We start from the raw sequence: 23,123 nt of genomic DNA, 5'->3' as shown, positions 1-23,123 counted from the left end.
TGAAAGTAGGTCATCGCCAGGCTCTTATTGTGCAAAACCCCTCGACAGCGTGTGCTGCGAGGGGTTTTTGCTTTTTGAGTTTTGATTTTTGCTACAAGGTGGTTGGCGCCATGCTGGCGTTGCTGGTGACAGCTGTCGGCCGTTGAAGCGCCTAGTTCCGCCCTGCTGGGCGGGTCACTTTTTGTCCGAGCGCCAAAAAGTAACCAAAAAACGCGTCGCCTGAGCGGCTGGCTATCAATTCACCGGCGTCGGTGGTTCGGGCGGTGGTGATTTCCGTTCGATGTGGCTGGTGGCTGCGTCGACCCACTATTGAACGATCCCCATGCCGGGCGTAGGCCGCCTGCTGCCGACGTCAACGCGGGGACGCCTACGGCTGCGCTGCGCGGGCTCGGTATCGTAGGTCGGGGGATCGGGCACGGAGTGCATCGCTGCGCTCGCACAGCGCCGTCGTGAAAGACGCCGGGGCCGAATCTGGGCCGAGGACGTGGGCGCAGCCCGCCACCTTAGGGCCGGCGCGCAGCGCAGCCGTAGGCGTTCCTACGTCGCCGCCGGCAGCAGGGGCCATGCCCAGCTCTGGGCTCGTTCAAACATCGCTTGTATCCCAGGCCACCGTGGCGCACCACGGCGTCAGGCAGTCCTGCCCTGCAACGAAGCAAAGCCCCGTACGAAAGCCCCGGAACACTACGATAAGAGCGGCCGCCCGCAGGGCCGTAAACGCGCTTTTTGGTTACTTTTTGCCGCTCGGGCAAAAAGTGACCCGCCCAGGAGGGCGGAACCAGACGGTTCAACGGCCGAGAGCATGTCATCAACAGCGACAGCGGGCGCTAAAAGCTGCCGCCAGCATGTCACCAGCCGCAATCCAAAACCCCTCATGCCACCTCAACCACCCGTATCTCCACCAACAACTTCTTAAGCTCAGGCACGCAAGACCCACAGTTGCCACCAGCCTTGACGCAGGCGGTGATCTCAGCCGGCGTCTTCAGATCGTGCTTCCGCACTGCATCGCAGATGGTGTTACGCCCCACGCCAAAGCACGAGCAAACCGTCGGCCCGGCATCAGCACCTTTTTCCATCGGCTGGCCGAGTAGCAATCCGATACGATCCGCATCTTCCAGCCGCTCGCGACCGAACAAGCCTGACAGCCACGACCGCGACGGCAACTCGGGCCGGGTCGACACATAGACGCAGGCTTCGAGCTTGTCGTTGACGACATAGCCAGCGTGATAAACGCCCGCAGTACGGTCCTCGTATTCGAGCCAGTCCGCTTCCGGATCTTGCACGCCGAGCAACTCGCGCGCCCAGGTGGCACGCTCGGAGACGACTTCGCGGCCAGCAAACTCATAGCGCTGGAATTGACGGCCCTGCACGCGGGTCCAGTAGGTCAGCGCCTCCGCAGGCAGTTCTCGCCGGCTCAGCACGAACCCGTGCCAGCTGACACCAAACGGCTCGACCCGCACTGGCGTGTGCTTGAACTCCGGCTCGCCCGAAACCGGATCGACCACCGGATTGACCAGCGCGCCAACGCGCGCATCGGAACTGAACTGGCCATTCCAGTGAATCGGCACGAATACGCTGCCGCGCGGGATGCCGCCGCCATGACGCACGCGCGCCACCATCGCGCCCCAGCGGGTGCTGACACGCGCCAGCTTGCCTTCGCCCACACCGCACAGCAGCGCATCCTGCGGGTGCATGTCGACAAAGGGCTCGGGCAGGTGGTCTGCGAGCCGTGCCGACTTGCCGGTGCGCGTCATGGTGTGCCACTGGTCACGCACGCGGCCGGTGTTGAGGATCAGCGGGAAATCGTCGTCCGGTGCATTGGCGGGTGCGCGCGTCGGCGTGGCGACGAAGCGGGCCAGGCCGTCGGCGTGCGCATAGCGGCCATCGCCGAACAGGCGCTGCGAGTCGGATCCGCCATTGGCTGGCACCGGCCATTGAATCGGCTCCAGGCTGTCGTAGCTGGTCTTGTCCAGGCCAGCCAGTCCGCCGATGTCGAAAACGCGCGGCGCGTCGTCGTTGCGCCAGGCGCTCAGCCGCGCGTGCTCGTCGAAGATCTCGTGCGGCCCGGCATAGTCGAACCCATTGAAGCCCATGCGGCGTGCCACGTCGCAGAGGATGTGCCAGTCGGCGCGCGCTTCGCCCGGCGCGGCCAGGAAGGCGCGCTGGCGCGAAATGCGGCGTTCCGAGTTGGTGACGGTGCCGTCCTTTTCACCCCAGCCCAGCGCGGGCAGCAGCACGTGCGCGGCCGCGTTGGTATCGGTGCGTTCGATGATGTCGCTGGCCACCACCAGTTCGCACCTGGCGAGTGCGCGGCGCACCTGGTCGGCATCTGGCAGGCTGACGACGGGATTGGTGGCGATCACCCAGACCGCCTTGACGCGGCCGGCTTCGATCGCTTCGAACAGCTCCACCGCTTTCAGGCCGGTGCGGTCCGCCATTACTGGCGATTGCCAGAAGCTCTGCACCACATCGCGATGCAGCGGATTGGCCAGCTCCATATGCGCGGCCAGCATGTTGGCCAGGCCGCCGACCTCGCGCCCGCCCATGGCATTGGGCTGACCGGTCAGCGAGAACGGGCCCATGCCGGGCCGGCCGATGCGGCCGGTCAGCAGGTGGCAATTGATGATGCTGTTGACCTTGTCGGTGCCAGCGGAAGACTGGTTGACGCCTTGCGAGAACGCGGTCACGGTCTTTTCCGTGCCGGCGAACAGCGCATAGAAGTCCAGCACGTCCTGCACGCCGAGCTTGCAGGCGCGGGCCACGGCGGCCGGGTCGGAGCAATCGACGGCGGCCGCCTGCAGCGCTTCATCCAGTCCCGCGGTGCTTGCGGAGATGAAGGCCGCATCGGTATGGCCTTCGCGCGCGAGGTAGCTGAGCAGGCCATTGAACAGCCAGACGTCGGTACCGGGACGAACCGCCAGGTGCAGGTCGGCCAGCTCGCAGGTGGCGGTGCGGCGCGGGTCGATCGCCACGATCTTCATCTCGGGGCGGGCTTCCTTGGCTTTGCTCAGGCGCTGGAACAGGATGGGGTGGCACCACGCGGTATTGGAACCCACCAGCACGACCAGGTCGGCTAGTTCCAGGTCTTCATAGCTGCCCGGCACCAGGTCTTCGCCAAAGGCGCGCTTGTGGCCGGCAACGGCCGACGACATGCACAGGCGCGAGTTGGTGTCGATATTGGCGCTGCCGATGAACCCCTTCATCAGCTTGTTGGCAACGTAGTAGTCCTCAGTCAGCAACTGGCCCGAGACATAGAGCGCGACCGAGTCGGGGCCGTGGCGGCGGATGATGTCGCTGAAGCCCTGCGCCACGGTATCGAGCGCACGGTCCCACGACACCGGCTGCAGCTGGCCGTCGGCATCGCGCAGCTTGGGATGGAGCAGGCGGCCTTCCAGGTCCACGGTCTCGCCCAGTGCCGAGCCCTTGACGCAGAGCCGGCCCTGGTTGGACGGATGCTGTGCGTCACCCTCGATCTCGACCTGGCCGTCGGCGCGCACCGTGGCACGCACGCCGCAGCCGACGCCGCAGTACGGGCAGGTCGTGGCGGTGGTAGTGGTCAGGGTTGCAGATACAACCGGGATGTCGGACAGGTTCACGCGTTCTCCGTGCGGGGGCGTTATATGGCTTTGGTAAGGCTCAGGCAGCGAGCGCTTCGCACTGCGCCTTGCCGAACAGCAGGCGCTGGCGCAGCGCGCCCACCGGCGTGCGGCGCTGGATCATGTCGAAATACCACGGCCCGTCCTGCACGTCGCCGTACAGCACGGCGCCGACCAGGCAGCCGTCCTGCAGCACCAGGCGCTTGTAGACGCCGCGGCGCGCGTCGCGCAGCACCAAGTCTTCGGAGCCTTCCGCACCGATGAAATCGCCGGCGGAATACAGGTCGACGCCGGTCACTTTCAGTTTAGTCGCGGTGGCCTGCTGCACGTAGCGGCGATGGCCGGCGCCGGCGAGATGGGCGGCGCACACGCGCGCCTGATCCCAGATCGGCGCGACCAGCCCGAAGGTGGCCTGGCGATGCTGGACACACTCGCCGACGGCATAGATGCGCGGATCATAGGTCTGCAGCGTGTCGTCGACGACGATGGCGCGTTCGCAGTGCAGGCCCGCGCCGGCGGCGAGTTCGATATTGGGGCGCACGCCCGCGGTCATCACCACCAGGTCGGCGGGGATTTCGCTGCCGTCCTTGAAGCGCACGCCGGTGACGCGCTCGGTACCGAGGATCTCCGCGGTCTGCGCGCCCAGCAGGAAGCGCAGGCCCTTGCGTTCCAGCGCGCCCTGGAGCAGCGTCGCGGCGGGCTTGTCGAGCTGGCGTTCCATCAGGCTGTCGGCCAGGTGCACCACGGTCACGTCCATGCCCTGGCGCAGCAGGCCGTTGGCAGCTTCCAGTCCGAGCAGCCCGCCGCCGATCACGACCGCGTGGCGGTGATTGCGCGCGGCATGCAGCATGGTCTCGACGTCCTGGATGTCGCGGAACGCGATCACGCCTTCGAGCTGGTGTCCCGGCACCGGGATGATGAACGGCTTGGAGCCGGTGGCCAGCAGCAGGCGGTCATAGCGCACCTCGCGTCCCGAGGCCGAGCGCACCACGCGGCGCGGGCGATCGATCGATACCACGGGGTCGCCGGCGAGCAGCTCGATGCCGTTCTCGTCATACCACTCGCGCGTGTTGAGCATGATGTCCGCCACCGTCTTCTCGCCAGCCAGCACCGGCGAGAGCAGGATGCGGTTGTAGTTGCCATGCGGCTCGGCGCCGAACACCGTGATGTCGTACAGGTCCGGGGCGAGCTTGAGCAGCTCCTCGACGGTGCGCATGCCGGCCATGCCGTTGCCGACGACGACCAGGCGCGGACGGGCCTGGGTGGAATCGGACGGCGTCATGCCGGCATCTCCGGGGCTGGGCGTGAAGGCGGTGGTGAGCATCGGGGGCGCGACCAGGAAGTTGGATAAAGGGCGGATCAGGCGGCCAGTTCTTCCTCGGCCTCGCGCATTGCCACGCTGGCGGCAACCCACACCTTGCCGTCGTAGACGCGCGCGCCATAGGCGTTGACCGACTGCTCCGGCGCTTCCAGGCATTCGCCGGTGCGCAGGTCGAAGTGGTGCTTGTAGATGGGCGAGGCCACCACCAGGCGCTCGCCCAGGTTGCCAACCAGCCCGCGCGACAGCACCGCTGCCTGCGAGTTGGGATCGAAGTTATCGATGGCATAGACCTCTTCGCCGCGGCCGATGCGGAACACGGCGATCTGCTTGTCGTCGACCAGCGCGCATACACCAGTATTGGGCACGATATCGCGAACGGTGCAGACCGCGGTCCAGGTTTCGGGATGGTGGGAATGGCTCATCACGTTCTCCTTGAATGCATGCACGATCAGGCTGCTTTTGCGGGCACGGCGACCACGGGAATGTGGCCCAGCCGGGAGCGCTGCAATTTCCGTTCCTCCGGCGTGGCCGGGCGGATCTGGCCGCGCTCTTCGATGAAGACCAGGTTGTCGTCGCGGCGGTCGCTGTTGACGAAATGGCGGAAGCGCTTGCGCGTCTCGGGATCGGTCACGGCCTTCTTCCACTCGTCTTCGTAGGTGTCGACCACGTGCTGCATCTCGGTCTCCAGCTCGGCGGCGATGCCGAGCTTGTCGTCCAGCACCACGGCCTTCAGGTAGTCCAGGCCGCCTTCGAGGTTGTCGCGCCAGACGCTGGTGCGCTGCAGGCGGTCGGCGGTGCGCACGTAGAACATCAGGAAACGGTCGATGTAGCGCACCAGCGTGTCGTGGTCGAGGTCGCTGGCCAGCAGTTCGGCGTGGCGCGGCTTCATGCCGCCGTTGCCGCACACGTACAGGTTCCAGCCCTTTTCCGTAGCGATCACGCCGACGTCCTTGCCCTGCGCCTCGGCGCATTCGCGCGTGCAGCCCGATACGCCGAACTTGATCTTGTGCGGCGCGCGCAGGCCCTTGTAGCGGTTCTCCAGCTCGACGGCGAGGCCGACCGAGTCGCCCACGCCATAACGGCACCAGGTCGAGCCCACGCACGACTTCACCGTGCGCAGCGCCTTGCCATAGGCATGGCCCGATTCAAAGCCCGCGGCGATCAGCTCTTCCCAGATAAAGGGCAGCTCCTCGGCGCGCGCGCCGAACAGGTCGACGCGCTGGCCGCCCGTGATCTTCGTGTACAGGCCGTACTTCTTGGCCACCTGGCCGACGGCGATCAGGCCCTCGGGCGTGACTTCGCCGCCCGGCATGCGCGGCACCACCGAGTAGGTGCCGTCCTTCTGGATGTTGGCCAGGTAGTAGTCGTTGGAGTCCTGCAGGCTGGCGTGCTCTTCCTTCAGCACGAATTCGTTCCAGCACGAAGCCAGGATGCTGCCCACCGCGGGCTTGCAGATGTCACAGCCCATGCCGCTGCCGTGCGCTTCCAGCAGCGCGTCGAAGGTCTTGAACTTGCCCACGCGCACCAGGTGGTAGAGCTCCTGGCGCGAGAACGGGAAGTGCTCGCAGATGTGGTTGTTGACCGCCATCCCTTGCTTCTTCATCTCGGCCTTCATGATCTGCGTGACCAGCGGCACGCAGCCGCCGCAGGCGGTGCCGGCCTTGGTGCAGCTCTTGAGCGCGCCGATGCTGGTGGCGCCATCGCACACGGCGCCGCAGATCTCGCCCTTGGAGACGTTGTTGCACGAGCAGATCTGCGCGGTGTCAGGCAGGGCGTCGGCGCCCAGCGCCGGCTTGGCCTTGCCGCTGCTGTCGGGCAGGATCAGGAATTCCGGCGACTCCGGCAGCTCGATCTTGTTGAGCATCATCTGCAGCAGCGTGCCGTACTCGCTGGCATCGCCGATCAGCACGCCGCCGAGCAGGTACTTGCCGCAATCGGACACCACCAGCTTCTTGTAGACCTCCTTGCGGTCGTCGCTGAACTGGTAGATGCGCGCGCCCGGCACGGTGCCGTGCGGGTCGCCGATGCTGGCCACGTCCACGCCCATCAGCTTGAGCTTGGTGCTCATGTCGGCGCCGCCGAACTCGGCCGCCTCGCCGCGCAGGTGGCGCGCGGCCACGCGGGCCATGTCGTAGCCCGGGGCCACCAGGCCGTAGATCTTGCCGTCCCACAGCGCGCATTCGCCGATGGCGTAGATGTCCGGGTCGGAGGTGCGGCAGTTGTTGTCGACCGAGATGCCGCCGCGCGCACCGACTTCCAGGCCGCTGGCGCGCGCCAGCTCGTCGCGCGGGCGGATGCCGGCCGAGAACACGATCATGTCGGTGTCCAGATGCGTGCCGTCGGCGAACACCATGCGATGCGTGCCGTCCTCGCCGTCGACGATCTCGACGGTGTTCTTGCCGGTGTGCGCGGTCACGCCCAGGCCAGCAATCTTCTGGCGCAGCATGCGGCCGCCGCCTTCGTCGACCTGAACCGCCATCAGGCGCGGCGCGAATTCCACCACATGCGTCTGCAGGCCCATGTCGCGCAGCGCCTTGGCGCACTCCAGGCCGAGCAGACCGCCGCCGACGACCACGCCGGTCTTCGAGCGCGCGCCGCATTCCTGCATCGCTTCCAGGTCTTCGATGGTGCGATAGACGAAGCAGTCCTTGCGGTCCTTGCCCGGCACCGGCGGCACGAACGGGTAGGAGCCGGTGGCGAGGATCAGCTTGTCATAGGACAGGGTCTCGCCGGTGGAGACCTTGACCGTGCGCGCGGCGCGATCGATCTCCACCGCACGGGCGTTCAGGCGCAGCAGCATATTGTTGTGCTGCTCGAAGAAGCCCGCCGGCACCAGCGACAGGTCTTCGGCCGACTTGCCGGAGAAGAACTCGGACAGGTGCACGCGATCGTAGGCGGGACGCGGTTCTTCGCACAGGACGGTCACTTCCAGGTTGTCTGCGCCGGCTTCCGCCAGCGATTCCAGGAACTTGTGACCTACCATGCCGTGGCCGACGATGATCAGTTTCATGATGCTTTCCTTGTCCGGTAGTCAGTCTTTGCTGCTTGTGGTGCTTGTGGTGCTTGTGGTGCTTGCAGTGCTGTGGGGCGATACCAAATTCAGTTGGCCAGCGCGCTGTCGTACAGCGCCTGTTCGCGGGCCTTGTGCTCGGCGCTGAAACGGATGGCGATGGCGCAGACGGCGGCGATGGTGGCCAGCACGCCCAGCACCGTCAGCGTCTGCTGCACGTTGCCCAGGCCCTTGAGCATGAAGCCCGCGGCCACCGCGCCGACGTTGCCGCCGGCACCGATGATCCCGGCCACGCCGCCCAGCGCCTTGCGATCGATAAAGGGCACCAGGGCGTAGGTCGCGCCGCAGGCCATGTGGGTGAACAGGCCGAACATCAGCATCGCGACCACGGCCATGGCCACGTTGCCGGCCTGTGCGAACCACAGCAGGCCCAGGCCTTCGCCCAGGATCAGCACGAACAGCAGCGTGGTACGCGCATCCAGGCCGCGGCGGCGCGCCGCCTTGTCCGACAGCCAGCCGCCCAGTGCGCGGGCGAACAGCGCCAGCAGGCCAAAACTTGCCGCGGCCATTCCTGCGGCCTTCAGGCTCAGGCCGAACTGGTCGACGTAGTACATGGCGGCGATGTTGTGGATGAAGATTTCCACGCCGAAGCACGCGCCGTAGGTGATAAACAGCAGCCACACACGGTAGTTGGCGCTGGCGGCGCGGAAGCTGGCCCAGCCACCGCCCTTGCCGCCATCCTTGCCGCTGATAGCGATGCCTTGAGCGCGCAGGTCCGAGTAGTTGCCTTCCGGGCAATCCTGGGTGAAGCGGTAATAGACCACTGCCATCGCCAGCATCAGCACGCCCGGCACCAGCAGCGCGATGCGCCAGCCGAAGGCGTGATCCGCACCCATCATCAGCACGGCGGCCAGCAGCAGCGGCATGATGGCCTGCGCGGCGCCGCCGCCGGCGTTGCCCCAGCCGGCCGCGGCCGCGTTGGCGGTACCGACCACGTTGGGCGCAAACATCACCGAGGTGTGGTACTGCGTGATGACGAAGCTGGCGCCGACCGCGCCGATCAGCAGGCGGAACACCAGGAAGGTCTCGTAGTTCTGCGCCAGCGCCACGCCCAGCACGGGCAGCGCGCCCAGCGCCAGCAGGCCGGTATAGGTCTTGCGCGGGCCGAAGCGGTCGCACATCGGCCCGATCACCAGGCGCACCAGAATGGTCACGGCCACCGCCGCGATGTTGATGTTGGCGATCTGGCCCGGGGTCAGGCCGAACTCGCCCTTGAGCACCGGCATCAGCGGCGCGCAGGCAAACCACGCGAAGAAACAGACGAAGAACGCCATCCAGGTCAGGTGGAAGGCGCGCATCTGCGGGGTGCTCAAGCTCAGCAGCTCGATGCGGGTGGCTTTGCCGGTCATCGTCACTTGCTCCAAAAAACAAATGGCGTCCCGCGAGCCGGCACATCGATGGTCTGATGAGCCAGTTCAGGGGACGCCGTTGTCCTGACAGCCGCTACATGGGATAGCCGCTGCGTTGTGTGGGATGGGCCGGTCGCCGTTGACGGGCCCGGACCACATTACGCAAGGGGTGTGCCAGAACGCGAAGTGACGGTGAATGGGGGTTTGGAGCGCGCAGTGGCGCCGGCGGCAAGCCCCGATGCGCTGTGCTGGGGCGGTTGGCGGACCGCCGGCACAGTCATGGTGCAGTGCGGTGTGCCGCGCCGGTGCGGCGCAGCAAGGGACGGCAGCGGGTTATTGCTTGCCTTCGGTGCGGCGTGGAGCAACGGGAACGACCTGCATGTCGCGCGGAGACACCAGCACATTGTCCTCGTCGACCAGCGCCGCGCGCACCAGCTTGCCGCTGGACTGCGAGCGGATCTGGACCGGGCCTTCGCCGCAGGACGTCATGTGCCTGTCGCCCCATTGCATCAGGCCGATCAACACCGGCAACAACTCGACGGCGGCGCGCGTGGGGCGGTACTCGAAGCGCTCGCGTTCGCCGGGCTCGCGGTAGCTGACCTTACGCAGCAGGCCGGCTTCGGTCAGCGTCTTGAGCCGTGCGGACAGCACGGCCGGAGAGCATTCGAGCCGCCGCAGGAACTCGTCGAAGCGCGTGACGCCGTGGAATACGTCCCGCAGGATAAGAATCGTCCACTTTTCACCGACCAGCGAAAGCGTGGCGGCGATCGAGCATTGGCGGAGGTCAGACGCGGTGGCGTTCATCATGCCGGAAGCTTAGCATGCTGACTTCATTTGCAAAAGTCAGGTTATTGCCTATACTCTGACTACGAATAGTGTATTCAGGGGTATGGCATGACAGGCAGGAGCCGATCGACGACAGCGCACGCAGCCAGCGAACCACTGGCAGAAAGCTGGCCGGTGGGCCGGGGTGGGCAGGTGATGGTGCGCCGCACGCACGAGCAGGATCGCGGCGCGCTGCGCGCCATGATCGATGGACTGTCGCGTGAAAGCCGCTACTTCCGCTTCCTGACCGGTGGGCGGGTGGTCGACCAGGTCGTCGACGGGCTGGCCCGGCCCGCGCCGGGCAGCGTGGCGCTGGTGGTAGTCGCGCCCGACGCGCAAGGGACGCCGGCGATCGTCGCCAGCGCCGAATACGTCGTGACCGGCCGTGTCGCCGAATTTGCGGTGGTCGTCGCCGATGGCTGGCAAGGGCAGGGCCTGGGCCGGCGCCTGATCACGCGGCTGCGCGACCATGCCCGCGCGGCTGGCTTGCGCGCCATGCGCGGCGACGTGCTCAGCGAGAACCGCCGCATGCTGGCGATCCTGCGGGGCCTGGGCTTCAGCAGCCGGCGCAATCCGGAGGACAGCTTCCTGCACGAAGTCTCGATGACGCTGCGGGAGGAAGCGGGCAGCGGCCAGCGGCTGCCGGCGGACTGGTTCGGCGCGTACTGAGCGCTACGCCAGGCTCAGCCGGCATCGCGCTTGCCGCGCGAAGTCGCCGTGCAACCGACCGAAGCGGTGATGATGCTGGCGATCGCCAGCCACTGCAGCGGGCTCAGCTGTTCATGCAGGAACACCAGCCCCGCCAGCGCGCCCATGGCCGGCTCCATGCTCAGCAGGATGCCGAAGGTGCGCCGGTGCAGGCGCTTGAGCGCCACCATTTCCAGCGAATAGGGAATCGCACTGGACAGCACGCCCACCGCCAGCCCCGCCAGCAGCAGCGGCGGGCTGAGCAGCGCGCTGCCGGCGTGCGCCACCCCGAACGGCAGCACCACCAGCGCTGCCATGGTCAGTCCCAGCGAGGTAGCCTGGCCGCCGTGCGCGTTGCCGGCCTTCTGCCCGAATACGATATAGAGCGCCCAGCCCACGCCGGCGGCCAGCGCGTAGCCGATGCCGACCGGATCGAGCGTGCCGGCCGCCTCGCCAATCGGCAGCAACAGCAGCAGGCCCGTTACCGCGCACGCAATCCACAGGAAGTCGATGGCGCGCCGTGACGACAGCACCGCCACTGCCAGCGGCCCGGTGAACTCGATGGCAATCGCCAGCCCCAGCGGTACCGTGCGCAGCGACATGTAGAACAGCAGGTTGGTCGCGCCCAGCGCCGCGCCATACAGCGTGATCGCCTCCGCATTGGCGCGCGTCAGGGGGATGCGCCACGGCCGCCATACACACAGCAGGATCAGGGCCGAGAAGCTGACGCGAAGCGCCGTGGTGCCTTGCGCGCCGAGCGCGTCGAACAGATGCTTGGCGAACGACGTGCCGACGCATAGCGAGGCCATCGAGCCGGTCAGGGCCAGGACAGCAATAAGGGTCGAGCTTTTTCCGGAGGTGGTGTGCGGCAATTGGAGTCCTGGGGGAACGCTCGCGTCTGGTGCGCGATGCAGCCGCATCATGCGGCAAGTTCCTCCAGGGCGCCATATACAGGTTTTGGTGCGCGGCGCTGTACAGTTGTTCCGGCCCGCGCCCGCGCTCGATGGCTATGCACCGCCTTGCGCGCGTAGTCGGGGGCAGCGCCCCGGCAACTCTGCCAATCTGCCGCCGTGCCGTTCAGCGTGGCGCTGCAGGTGCTGGAGCAGGTGCTGGTGCTGGTGCTGGAGCAGGTGCTGGTGCTGGTGCTGGTGCTGGTGCAGGGGCCGGTGCAGGGGCCGGTGCGGCTGCCGGTGCCTGCGCCTGCGCCTGCGCCGCACGTGGCGCTGCAGCTACCGGGACCGGTGCTTGCGCCGCACGTGGCGCTGCCGCAGCCGGCGCCCGCGGTGCGGCCGGTGCCGCCGGTCCGGGTGGCGCAGGGCGGGCGCCATTGCCCCCGTTGTCCGTTACCTCCCGCCAGCCGCCGCCGAGCGCCTTGTACAGCGATACCCGGCTGGTCAGCCCCGCCAGCTTGTACGTGACCAGCGACTGTTGCGCGGCATAGAGCTGGCGCTGCGCATCGAAGACGCCGAAGTAGTCATCGACCCCGTTCTTGAAGCGCATCGCCGACAGCCGCCGCGTCTCGCTGCCTTCGCGCACCAGCGCTTCCTGCGCCTTGACCTGGCGCTCGTAGGTCGCGCGCGCCGCCATGCTGTCGGCCACTTCGCGGAAGGCGGTCTGGATGGTCTTCTCGTAGTTGGCCACGTTGATGTCCTTGCGCACGTTGGCGGCATCCAGCCCTGCACGATTGCGCCCGCCATCAAAGATCGGCACCGTCAGCTGCGGCGCGAACAGCCAGGCCATGCCGCCGGAGAACAGCCCCGCCAGGCTGGTGCTGGCCACGCCCAGCGCGCCAGTCAGCGAGATGCGCGGGAAGAACGCCGCGCGTGCGGCGCCGATATTGGCGTTGGCGGCCTTGAGCTGGTGCTCGGCGTCGAGGATGTCGGGGCGCCGCGTCAGAAGGCTCGATGGCAGCCCCTCCGGGAACTCTTGCATCAGCGTGCGCGGCTCGAGCGGGTCTGCCGCCGCGCCAGCGGCCGGGTTGCCGCCCTCGGCGATCGACTTCGGCAACTGGGTGCCGACCAGCAGTGTCAGCGCGTTCTCGTCCTGCGCCACCTGCCGCGTGTACTGTTCCACGCCGACCTGCGCCGTCTGCACCTGGGTTTGCACGCGATGCTGGTCCAGCTGCGCCATCGCGCCCGCCTGGCGCCCGCGCCGCACCATTTCGGCCGCTTCCTGCTGCGTCTTCAGCGTGTCCTGCGACAGCCGCAGCAGCTCGCGGTCGGCGCGCAGCGTCAGGTAGGCGTTGGCAACCTCCGCCACCAGCGCAATCTGCGCGCTGCGGCGCGCTTCCTCGGTGGCCAGGTATTGCTCCAGCGCCGCATGCTTGAGGCTGCGCACCCGGCCGAAGAAATCGAGTTCGAATGCGGTGAAGCCGATGCCGGCGTTGTAGGTGGTGATCTGCTGCGACTGGCCCGGCGCACGCACCCGCGACGGCAGGCGCTGCGACGCCATGCCGGCATTGGCCTCCACCGTCGGGAACTGCGCCGCGCGTTCGATCTGGTAGAGCGCGCGGGCTTCGTCGATGGAAAGCGTGGCTATGCGCAGGTCGCGGTTGTTCGCCAGCGCGAGTTCGATCAGCTGGCGCAACTGCGGGTCGAGGAAGACATCGCGCCAGCCGAGATCGGCGGCGGAAGGCCCGGGCGGCTGTACCGCCTGAGCACGCTGGCCAGGCTGGCCGGCGGCGGCCTGCGGCGTGCGGTAGGCGGCGCCATCCGGAAACGCCGAAGGGATCGGCGCGTCGGGCCGCTGGTATTGCGGCTCCAGCGTGCAGGCTGCGAGCGCCAGTGACAGCGCCAACACCGAGGCGCGGGGCAGCAAGCGTTGTGCAGGGGAGGAGTGGCGGCTCAGGCTTCGCATGAAGGGTTTCCGGAGAGTCAGGGAAAGGCAGTCTTTGTTCAGCCCAGCAGCGCGCGCCGCATGAAGCGCGAGATCGCCAGCCGCGGCTGGCCCTGGCGGGCAATGTTGTGCGCGGGATCGCTGAACAGCAGGCGGATCAGGCTGTGACGCGCCGCCATGTCGGCATGCAGCGCGATGCCAAGCAACTGGTTATCGCGCCGTACCACGCGACATGGAATCCAGCCGGTCTGCGCCAGCCACAGCGCGCCTTCGGCGCCAGGGTGGAAGGCGGCGGCCAGCGGCGTCGTCACGGCCACGCCGTTGCAGGACAGGTCGTGCGTGGTGACGCGGTATTCGCGCCCGTCCACGCGCAGCAAGGCCGCGGCGCGATGCGGGAAACGCTCTTCCTTGCGCGGCCGCGGCAGCTCCACGCAGACCAGGAACGAAGCCAGGTAGAGCATCAGCGCCACGCCCGTCCATATCGTATTGAAGGCCAGCCCCTGCGCATCGGCATCGACCACCAGCGCGCGCCCCAGTCCCAGCGCCGATAACGCCAGCAGGCTCGCGTACAGCGCCGCGAACTTGCCGTGGATCACCAGCTTCGAACGGTCCAGTCCCTTGTTGGTGACCTTGAACGGCCGCCCGAACGGCTTGAACATCGCGCTGACCAGCGACACTGTCACCGCCAGCGACGCGACGATCTGCGTGACTTCGGTAAAGATCGGCAGCGCGCGCTGGCCGGTGATCCAGATGCTGTAGGCCCAGTACGCCACCAGCGCGGGCAGGCCGTAGGCGAGGAATTGCAGCGGCTCGCCGTACAGCGTGGAGACGCCGAAATACCAGTACAGCAGCGGCCCCGCCAGCAGCATCAGCGTGAACGGCCGCGACATCCAGTGCAGCAGCCCGTGCACGTAGTGCAGCCGCTGCACCGCGGTGTAGCCGGGACCGCGCAGCGGCCCGTCGGAGGTCAGCGCCACCTGCACCGTGCCCAGCCCCCAGCGGCTGCGCTGGCTGATGTACTCGGGCAGCCCTTCGGCGGACAGTCCCACGCTGAGCCGCTCGTTGAGCCAGCGCGTGATATAGCCGTGCCGCAGCAGCCGGTAGGTGAGGTGGATGTCTTCGGTCACGGTGCCCGTCGGGAAGCCGCCGATGTGCTCGATCAGGTCGCGCCTCACCACGAACGAGGTGCCGATGCAGAACGCGGTGCCCCACGCGTCCTTGGCCGGCTGCATCACGTCGAAGAACGCGCGCTGCTCGTCGACCCAGCACTCGGTGGCGCGCAGGTTGTACTGGATCGGGTCAGCGTTGTAGTAGAACTGGGGGGTCTGCACCACGCCCACGCGCGGGTTGTCGAACAGGCCCACGGTGCGCAGCAGGATGTTGCGGTGGGGCGCGAAGTCGGCGTCGAGCACCAGGATGTACGGCGCGCCGCCGGCTTCGGCGCTGTGGCGCAGGCCGTTGTTGAGATTGCCGGCCTTGGCGTGCGCATTGTCCGGGCGGGTCACGTAGTAGGCGCCGACGCGGCCGCAGAATTCACGCAGCCAGTCGCGGCGCGTGTCGTCGAGCACCCAGACGCGAAAATCGGGATAGTCGATCGCCAGCGCCGAAACGATGGTCTTTTCCAGGATGTCCAGTCCTTCGTTGTAGGTGGCGATGAAGATGTCCACGCGCGGCACGTGTGCGGCGCGGCGCAGCGCGGATTCGCCGGCGTCGGCCGCGGGCGAGTGGTTGCTGTTGCGGCTGAGCACCACGATCGACAGCAGCGTGTAGGCCAGCGTCATGCACTCGAAGGCGAAGAACACATGCGCCCATGCGCTGGCGAAGGTCGGCTGCCATGGAGGCAGCGTCTCGCGCACGCGCCAGGTCACGTAGACCATCAGCAGCAGGAAGGTGATGCCGCCGAACAGCATGCGGTCAGCCGGCCGCTCCTGGCGGCACAGCAGCGTCAGCAGCACCATCGCCAGCAGCACGCCGCCGTTGATGGCCAGCAGCGACTGGTTCTCGAGAAAGAGGGTGAACATCGTCAGTCCTTGCCGGGGGCGTTGGTGTTGGTGGCGTTGGTGGTGCCGGTATTGGCCGCGGCGATGGCAGGCGGCGGGCACGACGGGTCCAGGCAGCCGCCGGGGCGGAACGGATTCCAGCGCGCTGCCGCGAGCACGGCCCACGCGGTGGCGCCAAGATGCGGCAGGTGGAAGTAGTGGAAGTCTTCGGTGGTCGACGTGGGCCCGATCGACAGCCCCGTGCTGATGCGCGCATCGGGCGTGGCGTAGAGCATGCCCGAGGGAGCGCGCTGCGACAGCAGCAGCGGCCACAACGGCTGCGCCTGTTGCGCGCGGCCAGCGGCCTGCAGCACCAGCGCGGCCTGGCCGGTGCCTTCGGTCCAGATGCCGTCCGGGCTGGCCTTGAAGCCGTAACCCGCGCCGGCGCGATGGCGTGCATCGACCCAGCCCAGCGCGCGGTACCAGTCCCGCGGCGTATCGGGCAGGGCGATCAGCGGCCACAGCACGGCATCGAGTGCGGACGGGCCGGCATTGAGGCCGCGGCCGTCGTCCTTGGTGCCGATCACGAAGCGGCCCTCGCGCGGCTGCCACATGGCATTGACAAAGCCGCGCGACAGCGCCGCGCCGTCGCGCCAGCGCGGGTCGTTGCGCAGGCTGGCGAGCCAGCTGAAGGCGGCATAGGTATCGACGTTGTGCTCGGTCGATTTCCAGCCCTGGCGGATCTGCCTGGGCTCGTGGCCGAAGAAACCGCCGGTATAGGCCGCGGGCGCACCGGTATCGGGCACGCTCGCGTGGACCCAGCCCATCAGCGCAGCGGCGCCGTCCAGGTAGCGTGCGTCGCGCGTGGCTTCGTGCACGGCGAGCAGCAGCAGGGCGGCCCAGGCGACGTTGCCGGTGGCGGTGCCGGCCTGGTAGGCGTCCTCGAACCAGCGCTTGCTGGGCTCGTCCCACCAGCCGGGCAACGGTGCCGGCCCTGCGGGCAGCGGGCCGGCGCGATAGGCGTTGCGCAGCCGTGCGTCGCGATAGTGGCGGTCCTGCCGGCTCGCCTGCAGCACGGCGTCGGCGATGCGGCGCGCTTCGGCGGGACGCTTGCACGCCACCAGCGCGATGCCGGCCAGCGCGTTGTCGTAGACGAAGGCGGCGTTGCGCAGCGCCGGCACCAGCGGCTCGCCGCCCGGTGCGGGCTCATAGCTGGCGAGGAAGACCGGGCCGTTGCCGGCTTCACGGCCGACACGCTCGGCCAGTACCTTGCAGCCTTCGGCCAGCAGGGTTTGCTGCGACGCCTGCGCATGCGCGGCGGCCGGGGCGAGTGCGAGCGCTGCCGGCAGCAACAGTGCAGCGGCTAGCCGGCGCATGCGCGGTGGAGGCAACGGTGGTCGGATCATGCTCGTCTCCGTGGTGTCCGTTCAGGCCCGTTCAGGTCGGTGGCTCAAGTCAGCGATGCCCGCAGCTGCCCCAGCCAGCTTTGATCAAGCGTCACGCGTGCCCAGCGGCCCATGCCGCAGTGGCCCGAGGTCGCCGGTGCGGTACCGCCCGCGCTGGCCGTGGTCGCCGATGCGGCCGCATTCGGCTTGTCCGGCAGCTTGCCCAGCGGCCGGTCGAGCTTGGCGATGACGTAGATCTCGTTCTTCTCGATCGGCGGGAACGGCACGAAGTAGCGCGCCTGGTCGCCGTCGGGCGCGCGCGGCAGGACCTCCGCCACCGATGCCGGCAGCGCCGCCGGCAGTCCGTCGACATGCACGTTCAGGCGCGCCCCCGGCAACAGGTTGTCGCTGAGGCTGCGCGGGAATACCGCCACCACGCGCGTCTGCGCGCAGTTGCTGGCGCGTGCCAGCGTGGCGCCCGCTGCCACGCGCATGCCGGGTTGCGCGATCAGGTCTTCGATGGTGCCGGCCTCGGTCGAGCGGATCTCAAGGTTGGACAGCCGGTCGATGCGCTGCTGCTCGGTGGCGAGCAGCTCGTCGACTGACTTGCCGTACGCCTCGAGTTGCTCCAGTTCGGCGGTCAGCTGCGCGGATTCGGCGCTCAGCGCCTGGCGCCGCTGCGACAGAGAAGCGCTGGGGCCGTCCGCCGACGAGGCATAGACCTTGTTGCGCGACGCTTCGCTTTCGCCGACGGCGCTGTCCAGTTCGGCTTTCACTGCGGCCTTGGCGTTGGTAAGCATCGACAACTGGTAGCGCGATGCATTGGTGTAGGCCTCGCTCACCGCGCCTGCCCACTGCATGTTCTGGTTGCGGTTGACGACCTCCTGCTGCTGGTCCTCCTGCGCGGTGGCCGACGCCAGCCGCGCCTGCAGCGCACGCACGCGCGTCGCATGCTCGCGCTGCGCGGCGCTGTTGTAGCGCTGCAGGTCCTGCTCGGTGGCGCCCATCAGCCGGCGGTTCGATTCCAGCCGCGCCCGCGCGGAATCGTAGCGCTGCTGCGTATCGAGCTTCTTGCCGGTCAGCTCGACCAGCAGCGAGCGGTCGATGTTCGGGTTCTGCACCACCATCAGCGGCTGGTTGGCGGTGAAGCTCTGGCCCGCTGCCACCTTCTGCTGCATGACGATGCCTTCGACCGGCGAGGTCACCAGGCTGACGGGACTATTGATCACGGCACGCTCCGACGAACGCGTAAACACATTCGGAAACATAATCGTCAGCACCGCCCACACAATGAACAGCACCACGCCATAGCCGGCCATGCGCGGCACGATATGCCACAGCGGTATGGCGACCGGCTGCTGGCGCTGGACCACCCCGTCACCGTGCGGCTGGCGTTGCGATGCGGGGGCCAGCGTGTTACGCGGCGGGTGTGTGGAAGGCGGAGGTGGGTTGTTGCGCTGGTCGGCCATGGTCGTTGTTCTCCGGCAAGCAAGTCAAAAGCGTCCCTTCCGGCTGCACGCAACGCATGCCGGACGAGCAAATTCGCAGGCAAGCGCGTGGCGTCGCGCAAGAGCTGTCGCGCGATGCCCGGGCCTGCTAGTCCCCAATTCAGCTTGTTGTCTGCAGCACGCGCGCTGAGGCAGTCAGCCGCTGCGGCGCACTTTGCATCGGACCTCGGTCCGGTCCGTGGATTTGCCCGGTCTGTTTCGGGCAGCGTTGAACAATGGCCGATCGCTGCTGCGAGCAGCAAGGCGATGGCCACGAGGTGGCAGCCTGTTGACGCTAAGATTCATGCACTCAGGCCGCCGCGCGTGAGTTAAGGCTAGTCAGTTGCCCCTTGGCTTGCTGTAAGAATGTGTAAGGGGAGGTCCTAGTCCTGCTTAATACGGCCTTCATAATGGCAGTTGCGACAGCAAGACGCGACGGGCGCGCGCAGGGGCCGGGAACGTTGTCTGGCGCGGGCTGCAGACTTTCGGACAGGCGCTGACTAAGCGCTGGCTTACCGTTGCGGGTGATCATCCGCAGCAAGCGGCGGCGCGACTTGTTCCAGCGGACGCCGTTCGGCATCGATGCCATAACGCAACGCCAACAGGCCAGCGATGGTGACGAGTGCCGCACCGAGGCCATAGCCCGCTGCCACCGCCTCGCGGCTGCCGCTCTCGATCAACGCACCCAGCAACAATGGCGCGATAAAGCCACCGGTGCCCGTGCCGAGGGCGTAGAACACCGAGATCGCGAGGGCACGCATTTCCAGCGGGAACACTTCGCTGGCGGTGAGATAGGCGGAACTCGCTGCCGCCGAAGCCAGGAAGAACACGGCCGACCAGCACAACGCCTGCGCGCGCGCATCGAGCCAGCCTTCGACAAAGGCCCAGCCGGTCAGCGCCAGCCCGATGCCGGCAAGCACATAGGTCGCGGCAATCATGCGCCGGCGTCCGATATGGTCGAACAGGGGGCCCAGCAGGAAGGGCCCGGCGGCATTGCCCAGCGCGAACGGGAAGATGTAGAGCGCCACACTCGCTTCCGGCACGTGGTAGAAGCGCGTCAGCACCAGCGCATAGGTAAAGAAGATGGCGTTGTAGAAGAACGCCTGCGCCACCATCAGCGCCAGCGTGATCGTGCTGCGCTGGCGATAGCGCCGCAGCAGCAGGCGCAAGACCTCGCCCACGCCGGGGGCAGCGCGCGGGCGCATCGCGACCGCGGCGCAATCGGAAGCAACCGGCGGCAGCGGCCCATGGCTCGCGCGCACCTCGGCTTCGATCGTGGCGACCACGCGCTCGGCTTCCTCCAGACGTCCGTGCGTGGCCAGCCAGCGCGGACTCTCGGGCACGTGCCGGCGCACCAGCACGATCGCCACTGCCAGCAGCGCGCCCAGCGCAAAGCAAGCGCGCCAGCCCCATACCGGCCCAAGCACGCGCGCATCGAGCAGCAGCAGGCTCAGGCCCGCGCCCAATGCCGCGCCGAGCCAGAAGCTGCCGTTGATCGCCAGGTTGACGCGCCCGCGCACGCGCGCGGGGATCAGTTCGTCGATGGCGGAATTGATTGCCGCGTATTCGCCGCCTATGCCCAGCCCGGTCAGGAAGCGGCAAGCGGCAAAGAAGGCAAAGCCCGGCGCGAACGCGGTGGCCAGCGTCGCAAGCATATAGACCGCCAGCGTGGCCAGGAACAGCCGCTTGCGCCCGAGCCGGTCGGCCATGCGGCCGAAGACCAGCGCGCCGATGACCGCGCCGAGGATGTAGAGCGAGCCGGTCCAGCCGACCTGCGTCGCGCTTAGCCCCAGCGTGTCCGGACGCTCCAGCACGGCGCCGACCGAACCCACCAGCGTGACTTCGAGCCCGTCGAGCACCCAGGCAATGCCCAGCGCCATGGTGACGCGCCAGTGCCAGCGCGACCAAGGCAGGCGGTCCAGCCGCCCGGGGATGTCGGTGCGGAATGCGGTATCGAGCGGAAGGGTGGCGAGCGCGCTATCGGCTGGCGTTGCGTTCGGCATTGCCAACCAGTATAGGCGCCGCGGCGCCCCCCCGGCTTCAGCGGTACAGCACCGTGGGCAGCCAGAGGCCGATGCCGGGGAAGACGTACAGCATTGCCAGCGCGATCAGCTGGATGCCCATGAATGGCAGCATGCCGAGGAAGATCTGGTTCAGCGTCACGTGCGGCGGCGCCACGCCCTTCAGGTAGAACGCGGCCATTGCCACCGGCGGCGACAGGAACGCGGTCTGCAGGTTCAGCGCCACCAGCAGGCCGAAGAACAGCGGATCGATGCCGAAGTTATCCAGCAGCGGGATGAAGATCGGCATGAAGATGATGATGATCTCGGTCCATTCCAGCGGCCACCCGAGCAGGAAGATGATGATCTGGGCCAGGATCATGAACTGCACCGGCGACAGGTTCAGCGACAGCACCCATTGCTCGACCAGCGCCTGCCCCCCCAGCAGCGCGAACGCCGCCGAGAAGATCGACGAGCCCACGAACAGCCAGCACACCATGGCGCTGGTCTTGGCCGTCAGAAGTACCGATTCCTTGACCACGCGGAAATTGAGCTGGCGATAGGCGGCTGCCAGCAACGCGCCGCCCAGCGATCCCACCGCGGCCGCTTCTGTCGGCGTGGCCAGCCCGAAAACGATCGAGCCCAGCACCGCCAGGATCAGCAGCGCCAGCGGGAAGAACGACGACAGCAGCATCTTGAAGATCTCCAGCCGGGCAAAGCTGAAGCGCCAGTAGAAATAGACCATCAGCACCACGACCACACCTAGCGTGACCCAGAACCAGCGCGGCGCGGGTGATGCCGCGGCCGCTGCGGGCGCCGGCTGTACATCCTGCGGCGCGGAAGCCGCGGCGGCGGTCGTATCCGCCGCCGGTGCCGGCACGGTCCCCGGTGGGATCGGAGTTTCCTCCGGCGGCGCCTGCAGCTCATCGAGCGGCGCGCTGCTTTCCTCGGCACCGCCCAGCGCCAGCGGCGCTTCGGCGGCGACGCTGGCGGCGGGCGCGGTGATGGCCTCGTACAACGTGCCCATGATCACTGCCACGGCCAGCGCGGGCAGCAAGACGATGCCCAATTGGCGCGCGAACGCCGCGGTGGATACGTCTGCATTGCGCGGGCCCTTGAGTGCGCGCAGCATGCCGGCGCCGAAGGCGGGCAGTGCGCGCACCGCGCCGCCAGCCTGCAGCGTGCCGGCCAGTGCCGGCAGCGGCACCGCACGTTCGTCTTCGGGCAGCGGCGGCGCCATTTGCGGCCTGAGCTTGGCGATGAGCAGGATGTACAGGATGTAGAGGCCGGTCAGCATCAGCCCCGGGAAGAACGCGCCGGCATAGAGCTGCACCACCGAGACGCCCGCCGTGGCGCCATACACGATCAGCAGCACCGACGGCGGGATCAGGATGCCCAGGCATCCGCCGGCAGTGACCGCGCCGGCCGACAGCGCCGTGCTGTAGCCGGCGCGCAGCATCGCGGGAAATGCCAGCAGGCCCATCAGCGTGACCACCGCGCCGACAATGCCGGTGGCGGTCGCGAAGATCGCGCACGTCACCAGCGTGGCCACCGCCAGCGAGCCGGGAATCCAGGCCAGCGCCAGGTGCAGGCTGCGGAAGAGCTTCTCGATCAGGTTGGAGCGCTCGACCAGGTAGCCCATGAAGACAAAGAGCGGGATCGAGATCAGCACGTCATTGGTCATGACGGCATAGGCCCGCTGCACCATCAGGTCCAGCGTCTGCTGCACCGCGATCTCGGGGTTGGCGTGGCGATAGGCCAGCCATGAGAACAGCACGCCCATGCCCATCAGCGTGAACGCGGTGGGAAAGCCCAGCATGATCGCCACCACGATCAGCGCCAGCATCAGCAGGCCGAGATGCCCGTTGGTCCAGTCGCCGGGCGCGGGCATGAACCAGATCACGGCGCCGACAATCAGCGCCATCAGCGTCACGCCGAACCAGAGTTCCTTTCTCATCGCGCGGCGTCCTCGCGGTGGGGTGGCGGGGGCGTGTCAACCAGCTCGGCGGTCGGCGTGCCTTGCACCATTTCCTTAAGCTTGTCGACGTCCACTTCCTCGACATCGCCTTCGCGCGGCGGCCATTGCCCGCGCCGCAGGCACAGGATGCAGCGGATAGTCTCGGCCACTCCCTGCAACAGCAACAGCGCGCCGGCAATCGGGATGACTGCCTTGAACGGGTAGATCGGCGGGCCGTCGGCGGCGATCGATGAGTGTTCGTTCTGCGCCAGCGAGACCTCGAAGAAGTCGATGCCGGCCCAGGCCAGCGCGATCACACCGGGAAAGAAGAAGGCCAGGTACAGCACCAGGTCGATCGCCGCCTGCATGCGCGGCGACAGGAAGCCATACAGGATATCGCCGCGCACGTGCCCGCGCTTGGCCAGCGTGTAGGCGCCGGCCAGCATGAACAGTGTGCCGTACATCATGTTGCTGGCATCGAACACCCACGCGTGCGGAGCGCCGAGCGCGTAGCGCGAGAACACCTCGTAGCTGATCATCAGCGTAAGCGCGATGATCAGCCACGAGCCGGCCTGGCCGACGAAGGTGCTGACCCGGTCGATGCCGAACAGCAGGCGTTGCACGATGGTGCCCCG

The 23,123-nt window shown here is 67.7% G+C and carries 15 protein-coding genes; 1 reads left to right on the top strand and 14 read right to left on the bottom strand.

The features are described 5' to 3' along the window. Positions 1-869 precede the first annotated feature (869 nt). The 6 genes from ACAD63_RS30170 to ACAD63_RS30145 form a co-directional block, all read right to left on the bottom strand. Positions 870-3,593, bottom strand: a complete 2,724-nt coding sequence (locus ACAD63_RS30170; protein WP_133095384.1) for a nitrate reductase — start codon at positions 3,591-3,593, stop codon at positions 870-872. A gap of 40 nt (positions 3,594-3,633) precedes the next feature. Beyond that, positions 3,634-4,875 carry an NAD(P)/FAD-dependent oxidoreductase gene (locus ACAD63_RS30165; RefSeq protein WP_133095383.1) on the bottom strand — a complete coding sequence of 414 codons (1,242 nt, stop codon included), beginning with the start codon at positions 4,873-4,875 and terminating at the stop codon, positions 3,634-3,636. 77 nt (positions 4,876-4,952) lie between these two features. Beyond that, the gene (nirD, locus tag ACAD63_RS30160) at positions 4,953-5,336 is read right to left on the bottom strand and encodes a nitrite reductase small subunit NirD (RefSeq protein WP_135703681.1); all 384 of its coding nucleotides are present in this window, start codon (positions 5,334-5,336) and stop codon (positions 4,953-4,955) included. A 26-nt stretch (positions 5,337-5,362) separates the two neighbouring features. Beyond that, entirely contained in the window at positions 5,363-7,924 is a 2,562-nt protein-coding gene (gene nirB, locus ACAD63_RS30155; RefSeq protein WP_133095382.1) for a nitrite reductase large subunit NirB, read from the bottom strand. An 89-nt stretch (positions 7,925-8,013) separates the two neighbouring features. Further along, positions 8,014-9,333, bottom strand: a complete 1,320-nt coding sequence (locus ACAD63_RS30150; protein ID WP_133095381.1) for a NarK family nitrate/nitrite MFS transporter — start codon at positions 9,331-9,333, stop codon at positions 8,014-8,016. Positions 9,334-9,666: 333 nt separating this feature from the next. Next, positions 9,667-10,137 (bottom strand): winged helix-turn-helix transcriptional regulator, encoded by a 471-nt coding sequence (locus ACAD63_RS30145; protein WP_133095410.1) that lies wholly within the window; start codon positions 10,135-10,137, stop codon positions 9,667-9,669. 90 nt (positions 10,138-10,227) lie between these two features. Here ACAD63_RS30145 and ACAD63_RS30140 point away from each other — a divergent pair, with 90 nt between their 5' ends. After that, positions 10,228-10,827, top strand: a complete 600-nt coding sequence (locus ACAD63_RS30140; RefSeq protein WP_133095380.1) for a GNAT family N-acetyltransferase — start codon at positions 10,228-10,230, stop codon at positions 10,825-10,827. Between the two features lie 14 nt (positions 10,828-10,841). On the opposite strand, the gene ACAD63_RS30135 is transcribed toward ACAD63_RS30140, so the two are convergent. The 8 genes from ACAD63_RS30135 to ACAD63_RS30100 form a co-directional block, all read right to left on the bottom strand. After that, complete coding sequence (locus ACAD63_RS30135) at positions 10,842-11,654, bottom strand: EamA family transporter (RefSeq protein WP_431189874.1); 813 nt, start codon at positions 11,652-11,654, stop codon at positions 10,842-10,844. A 268-nt stretch (positions 11,655-11,922) separates the two neighbouring features. Then, complete coding sequence (locus ACAD63_RS30130; protein ID WP_434034219.1) at positions 11,923-13,701, bottom strand: efflux transporter outer membrane subunit; 1,779 nt, start codon at positions 13,699-13,701, stop codon at positions 11,923-11,925. Positions 13,702-13,739: 38 nt separating this feature from the next. After that, positions 13,740-15,701 carry a glycosyltransferase family 2 protein gene (locus ACAD63_RS30125; protein ID WP_135703684.1) on the bottom strand — a complete coding sequence of 654 codons (1,962 nt, stop codon included), beginning with the start codon at positions 15,699-15,701 and terminating at the stop codon, positions 13,740-13,742. A gap of 2 nt (positions 15,702-15,703) precedes the next feature. Further along, the gene (locus ACAD63_RS30120) at positions 15,704-17,065 is read right to left on the bottom strand and encodes a hypothetical protein (protein ID WP_218959729.1); all 1,362 of its coding nucleotides are present in this window, start codon (positions 17,063-17,065) and stop codon (positions 15,704-15,706) included. Between the two features lie 44 nt (positions 17,066-17,109). Beyond that, positions 17,110-18,513, bottom strand: coding sequence for an HlyD family secretion protein (locus ACAD63_RS30115; protein ID WP_135703685.1), 1,404 nt, complete (start codon positions 18,511-18,513; stop codon positions 17,110-17,112). A 530-nt stretch (positions 18,514-19,043) separates the two neighbouring features. Then, positions 19,044-20,534, bottom strand: coding sequence for an MFS transporter (locus ACAD63_RS30110; RefSeq protein ID WP_135703686.1), 1,491 nt, complete (start codon positions 20,532-20,534; stop codon positions 19,044-19,046). A 37-nt stretch (positions 20,535-20,571) separates the two neighbouring features. Further along, complete coding sequence (locus ACAD63_RS30105) at positions 20,572-22,488, bottom strand: TRAP transporter large permease (RefSeq protein ID WP_135703687.1); 1,917 nt, start codon at positions 22,486-22,488, stop codon at positions 20,572-20,574. Beyond that, positions 22,485-23,111, bottom strand: a complete 627-nt coding sequence (locus tag ACAD63_RS30100) for a TRAP transporter small permease subunit (RefSeq protein ID WP_133095373.1) — start codon at positions 23,109-23,111, stop codon at positions 22,485-22,487. The genes ACAD63_RS30105 and ACAD63_RS30100 overlap by 4 nt, the downstream gene beginning before the upstream one ends. Positions 23,112-23,123 lie beyond the last annotated feature (12 nt).

It is taken from the genome of Cupriavidus sp. a3 (assembly GCF_051015765.1).
GTDB lineage: Bacteria > Pseudomonadota > Gammaproteobacteria > Burkholderiales > Burkholderiaceae > Cupriavidus > Cupriavidus oxalaticus_A.
This window is presented reverse-complemented; position numbering and strand designations above follow the sequence as displayed.

Bases quoted from the DNA above. Each gene is read 5' to 3' on its own strand.
- ACAD63_RS30145 (WP_133095410.1), bottom strand. From the start codon at position 10,137: ATGAACGCCACCGCGTCTGACCTCCGCCAATGCTCGATCGCCGCCACG.
- ACAD63_RS30150 (WP_133095381.1), bottom strand. From the start codon at position 9,333: ATGACCGGCAAAGCCACCCGCATCGAGCTGCTGAGCTTGAGCACCCCG.
- ACAD63_RS30135 (WP_431189874.1), bottom strand. From the start codon at position 11,654: ATGGCCTCGCTATGCGTCGGCACGTCGTTCGCCAAGCATCTGTTCGAC.
- ACAD63_RS30115 (WP_135703685.1), bottom strand. From the start codon at position 18,513: ATGGCCGACCAGCGCAACAACCCACCTCCGCCTTCCACACACCCGCCG.
- ACAD63_RS30140 (WP_133095380.1), top strand. From the start codon at position 10,228: ATGACAGGCAGGAGCCGATCGACGACAGCGCACGCAGCCAGCGAACCA.
- ACAD63_RS30110 (WP_135703686.1), bottom strand. From the start codon at position 20,534: ATGCCGAACGCAACGCCAGCCGATAGCGCGCTCGCCACCCTTCCGCTC.
- ACAD63_RS30120 (WP_218959729.1), bottom strand. From the start codon at position 17,065: ATGATCCGACCACCGTTGCCTCCACCGCGCATGCGCCGGCTAGCCGCT.
- nirB (WP_133095382.1), bottom strand. From the start codon at position 7,924: ATGAAACTGATCATCGTCGGCCACGGCATGGTAGGTCACAAGTTCCTG.
- ACAD63_RS30130 (WP_434034219.1), bottom strand. From the start codon at position 13,701: ATGCGAAGCCTGAGCCGCCACTCCTCCCCTGCACAACGCTTGCTGCCC.
- ACAD63_RS30125 (WP_135703684.1), bottom strand. From the start codon at position 15,701: ATGTTCACCCTCTTTCTCGAGAACCAGTCGCTGCTGGCCATCAACGGC.
- ACAD63_RS30105 (WP_135703687.1), bottom strand. From the start codon at position 22,488: ATGAGAAAGGAACTCTGGTTCGGCGTGACGCTGATGGCGCTGATTGTC.
- ACAD63_RS30165 (WP_133095383.1), bottom strand. From the start codon at position 4,875: ATGACGCCGTCCGATTCCACCCAGGCCCGTCCGCGCCTGGTCGTCGTC.
- nirD (WP_135703681.1), bottom strand. From the start codon at position 5,336: ATGAGCCATTCCCACCATCCCGAAACCTGGACCGCGGTCTGCACCGTT.